Source organism: Bacteroides acidifaciens (assembly GCF_024623065.1).
GTDB lineage: Bacteria > Bacteroidota > Bacteroidia > Bacteroidales > Bacteroidaceae > Bacteroides > Bacteroides acidifaciens.
The window spans coordinates 1-4,421 of sequence record NZ_JANJZR010000141.1 but is presented as its reverse complement, the minus strand read 5'-3'; the positions used below and the strand labels follow the sequence as shown (position 1 = coordinate 4,421).

General features: G+C 44.6%; 9 protein-coding genes. All 9 read right to left on the bottom strand.

Translation table 11 applies throughout. From position 1 onward, the window contains the following. A partial coding sequence (locus NSB03_RS20045; RefSeq protein WP_257466612.1) for a hypothetical protein occupies nucleotides 1-542 on the bottom strand: 542 nt, incomplete at its 3' end. Further along, nucleotides 535-1,899, bottom strand: coding sequence for a hypothetical protein (locus NSB03_RS20040; protein WP_024988705.1), 1,365 nt, complete (start codon nucleotides 1,897-1,899; stop codon nucleotides 535-537). The genes NSB03_RS20045 and NSB03_RS20040, both read right to left, overlap by 8 nt. A gap of 4 nt (nucleotides 1,900-1,903) precedes the next feature. After that, nucleotides 1,904-2,182 carry a hypothetical protein gene (locus tag NSB03_RS20035; RefSeq protein ID WP_024988704.1) on the bottom strand — a complete coding sequence of 93 codons (279 nt, stop codon included), beginning with the start codon at nucleotides 2,180-2,182 and terminating at the stop codon, nucleotides 1,904-1,906. Continuing rightward, on the bottom strand, nucleotides 2,170-2,691 hold the full coding sequence (locus NSB03_RS20030) for a hypothetical protein (protein WP_128824517.1): 522 nt from the start codon (nucleotides 2,689-2,691) through the stop codon (nucleotides 2,170-2,172). The genes NSB03_RS20035 and NSB03_RS20030 overlap by 13 nt, the downstream gene beginning before the upstream one ends. 8 nt (nucleotides 2,692-2,699) lie before the next feature. After that, nucleotides 2,700-3,044 carry a spectrin repeat-containing protein gene (locus NSB03_RS20025; RefSeq protein WP_024988702.1) on the bottom strand — a complete coding sequence of 115 codons (345 nt, stop codon included), beginning with the start codon at nucleotides 3,042-3,044 and terminating at the stop codon, nucleotides 2,700-2,702. Nucleotides 3,045-3,200: 156 nt separating this feature from the next. Continuing rightward, nucleotides 3,201-3,434: a hypothetical protein gene (locus NSB03_RS20020; RefSeq protein WP_024988701.1), complete on the bottom strand. Its 234-nt coding sequence runs from the start codon at nucleotides 3,432-3,434 to the stop codon at nucleotides 3,201-3,203. Nucleotides 3,435-3,447: 13 nt separating this feature from the next. Next, a complete protein-coding gene (locus tag NSB03_RS20015) occupies nucleotides 3,448-3,822 on the bottom strand; it encodes a hypothetical protein (protein WP_024988700.1) in 375 nt (124 codons plus the stop codon). After that, nucleotides 3,819-4,169: a hypothetical protein gene (locus tag NSB03_RS20010; protein ID WP_135037313.1), complete on the bottom strand. Its 351-nt coding sequence runs from the start codon at nucleotides 4,167-4,169 to the stop codon at nucleotides 3,819-3,821. Before NSB03_RS20010 ends, NSB03_RS20015 begins: the two co-directional genes overlap by 4 nt. Continuing rightward, nucleotides 4,166-4,421 (bottom strand): hypothetical protein (locus NSB03_RS20005; RefSeq protein ID WP_257466611.1); only part of this gene is annotated, 256 nt, incomplete at its 5' end. The genes NSB03_RS20010 and NSB03_RS20005, both read right to left, overlap by 4 nt.

The following is a 4,421-nucleotide window of genomic DNA, read 5'->3' as shown; positions in this document are numbered from 1 at the left end:
TTTATATTGGCCGAGCTTTCTATTACAAAATCAAAAGCGTTACCAAAACCAGCCATTACTTTAGCATGGTTACGGAAAATACAGACACGTGATCCGAAACGTTCCGCCACCTTCTTTAGGTATAAATAAACATCCGCGTAGGAACCTTGAAAGATTTCACCTACATAAAAATCCGCGCGCCCTATGTCTTTCCTCTCCAGCCATTTCTCCACCTCCTTAACATCGGTAATTGCCATACACCAGGTAGAAATCAGAACATATTCCACCGGTTGTTGCTTCACGATCACACGAAGATAAGTAAGGCTGTCAACGTCCCCATGACTGATACAGTGATAAGCCGCCCCTTTCTCAAAATGCCAGGGCAAACACTCTTCCAGGTGCAGTTCCGATTTTATCCGCCGGTCAAAATGAACGTTTTTCGTCCGACGGGCCTTTATATGCTTGTCCGGGGTGTTATCGGCACGGTTCTCTTCCGGTTGCCGGTCGCTTACCGGTTCTTCCGGCACATCTTCCGGTTTCGGTGTGAAAAACAGACTACGCATTTTCTTTCATACGGTTAGAGGGTGAAACGTTCTGTTCCGCTTCCACTATGGTACGATAAAGCCCTACTTTCGTTGCGGTACCCGGAAAGTTGGCATTAATATACTGCTGTAACGGTTTACAAAGGATCATGTCCGGAATAGCCGTTTCAGAAGCGTTATACACTTTCAGGCTGTATAATTTCTCCGATCCGGAAGAAAGCTTGTTTTCTATAATCAGGTTTGAAAGTACCGGATCAAGACCGAAGCCGGAAGTGGCGGCAGCGTCCGCCTTATTGGATATCTTAATCTGGGCGTCCACATAATCCTTTATCTTCTTATCCAGCGGTTCCACCGTCCAGCCCTCAAAGTTATTCGCTTCCGGATTCCAGAATTTGGTCGTGTGCATGTATTTCCCGGCGTTCTGCCTTCCGGTAATGTTGGAGGCGAATTTCTCCATAGCTTCGTCCTTGAAATCTTCCAGCATCTGGGCCGTGTATTTCTCGCCCGTACGCTCGCAAACCTGTTTTATACGTGCTTCCGCGCGGTCCCAGTAAGACTGCGGCGATTCGATATGCAGGGAAATGGCCGAAGCGTTTTCGTTATAGGCGATCAAGATAGCGGCCAGACCGCCGGCAAGCTCCAGCCAGTCAAGCGCCCCCAGAAAACGCGGCGTACTCATGAAATCCTTGCAAAAGGAATAGATATTATAATACTTCACGGAAACCGGATATTTGAACGGGTGAGCCGGATCAAAGACCGGGTAACGGTAAGTATAAGCCGGATCAGGATAAGGAAAGTCGCCCACAAGTACTTCCTGCGGTTCATCCTCACCGTCGGGAGGATATACCAGACGGGCCTTCTGGTAGGGAATATGTTCCAACCGTACCAAACGCCCGGGATTGCCCACACGTGGCGCACGGTTCCGGACAAACTTTATAAAAAAGCCCTGCATGTGTGTTAAGTCTACGAGTGAGCGGTGAAGAACCGTTGTGTAATCCCACGACTCCAAGTCGGCGGTTATTTCCGGATCGAGTTTCCAACGCCGGTAAAAACGGTTATTGTCTTCGTCGATTGCATCCTCATACAGCCGCGGACCTTCTCCCCACTGCAAACCAGCTATTTTACCCATAATACCTTCACCGGCATAGAATTTATCCAGTAAACGCATGACCTCGCCCGGCATGTCGTTATTGTCACCCATGGGAACGATAAAGGTACCGTTTACGCTGATCTTCCGCGAAAAGAAAGCCCCCCGCCGGTTCAACTGGATGCTGGAAGGTTCCCAACCTTTACCACGGCCACCGATAGAAAAAGAGATCAAACCCTTGTCGGTGCCGGTATCTATAATTCCAAAGTTACCACTTCGTCTTATTTCCATACTCTTAAATCGTTATTCTTTTCCCGTTGAACTCCATTACCAGACATTCCCAGCAATTCAGCGGCCGGCCCGTTGTGGTGTCCGTCAGAAATAGTTTATAGCTTGCATTTTCGATGCTTTCATCCGTCGCCTTTTTCCTCAAACGGGCGGCCGTGAGTGTCACCATGTCGCCGCCGTCCCGTGTCTGCCGATTCCATTTCCGGAACTTGATAGAAAAAGTTCCCCCGGAAATGGTAATCCGCTTCATCTGTTCTACCGCTACATAAAGGTTTATTTTTTCCATAACCGGCGGATAAAACTTTTAATCCTGCCCCAGTTATCATATACCAGGCAGAAGGATAGAAAGAAAAACATGAATTTTAGGAACGTCCATAAGCTACACCTGTTTGCAGCCTTTTCTTTTTTCTGGCTTTGCTGCCTAACGTCGGATTTACGGGTAACGGTTGTTTCCTGCTGACTGGTAGTTTCTTTATGTTCCTGAAAGGAGCTGCTTTGATTCTTTCCAGTTCTTTTTTCAGTTTTTCGGTTGCTGAAATCAATTTCCTTAATCCGCCCAAGGCTGTCATAGTTGATTCGGATATGCGTGCTATCTTCCCGGTGAACGTGAAGTGTGTGTTTATCATTGCTTGAATCTCTTCGCGCAAGATCGATAACTCCGTCAGTAGTTGTTTGTTTTTCTTCTCCTGTTGCTTCTGTAACCGTTTTTTGTGTAACAGATCGAGGAGAGCGACAACTATAAAAACAAGTTGCAAAACAAATAAAGATAAGTAAATGTACGGTTCCATGTCTCATAATTGATTTTAGTTATTAGTGTCAAAAGTGATAGATTTCCGATTCGGGCAATTCTTTACACCACAGAGAAACGGCTTCATAGTATCCATTACCCGGGCGTTACGCCTGATTGCCTTTTCCATTTCGTTACATTTCTGCAGGACTTCCTTGTATTTGTTATCCACTTCATCAAACCGTTTCTTTAGTTCCTGCCTGTCGTTCTTTAAATCTTCGATTAATTCCTGGTAAACCTCTTGTACTGACTTCATGGCATCAGCTTCCGCCTGTTTACGGGTATATCGGAGAGTGAATAACCAGGTCAAACCGCCCGTACAAAGAGCGGTGATAATTGCTGTGATAATCGTTTCTGCCATATTCCTGCTTTTTATTTCCGTACAAAAGTGAAAATAATGACAGTAGCCGAAAAGGACATAAAAAAAGTGCCGGGAACCACCCCGGCACAAACAAACCCTAACCTGGGACTATAACCCAACGGCTGCCTTTTCAGCCGGTATGCTAAATTATTAATATTAAGGATTAGACAGTTTTTCGATGTCTTTCTTCATCATCCGTAAAGTTCTGATTCGCCCTACAATCTGTGCCGGGGAAAGATGTTCGCTCTCTTCATCGGTCAAATCGTCGATCGTCTCCTCTATCACCCGTATGTAGCAAGCGGAAACCGGTTCTGTCTTAATTTGCCACTGCTTTAAAATTTCGGCACTTTCATCTGTGATATGTGCGCCGTTTACTTCTATATCTTTCATGATAATTCTTTCTTTAAACGTTCTTAATCGGTGTAGTCTCTAAGGTAGTGAAATCTATTGTTCCGGACTGCCGGTATATCCCGAGGGCGACTTTTCTAAACCGTTCGTAATTACGTCTGTCAATGGGCGATAATTGCCACCTCTTCATGTCTTTCATCAAATCCGGTATATTATTGGCACTATTATACAGACAGTTGTTTTTACCGTACTCGTGATGAAGTGATACAGACTGAAAATCACCGGAGAAAACAACTAACCGCAAACGTTCAAGTTCAAGGAAAGCAAGTTTATCCTTAACCTTCTCCACCTTATATGCTCTTAATTCTATGGAAGGCGTACCGTATTCACGTCTAACGAAAAATAGGATATCAGGATTATTTGTGTTCATTCGGTATCTCCTTTCTTTTCTATCTGGGGACGTTCTGAAAATCTATATATTCTTTTAACCCGGTAAATGACAAAATAGGCTACAGGCTTGTCGCAGCCGTTATTATGTGTTTTAGTGTCCTGGTCTATATGTATAAACACGCTACCGGAAGATATCTTCAGTGGCATTGTTTTAGGGTATTTCTCGTTCAGCTCCTTTACCTTTGCTTCCAGTTCAGTTTTAAAAGCATCAAAGGAAATTTCATCAGGGCAAAGCGTATTACCAAACTGGTTTGCAAACTCTGCCATTTCAGCACATTTTCGATTCTGTGGCTTATATTCGTTAAGCTCTATAAAATAAGATGTCATTTTCGGCCTCCTTTCTGTACCTTCTTTGCCCGGTACACACAAACAACTGCACCGATAACAGCTGGCGGAAAGATAAAGGTTAGACAGAACCAGGCAATAGCAGATAAGTAATAAGCATCGGAAGCCGAGTTTATGGAACAATCTTTTTCCAGTTCCTGAAAATAACGATGTTGGATTGTGTTTACGTCCGTGCTACTAGTACGGAACGAAGGCACGTAGCTTGTGCCGGATTGAAGTTCTTTTTTCATAACG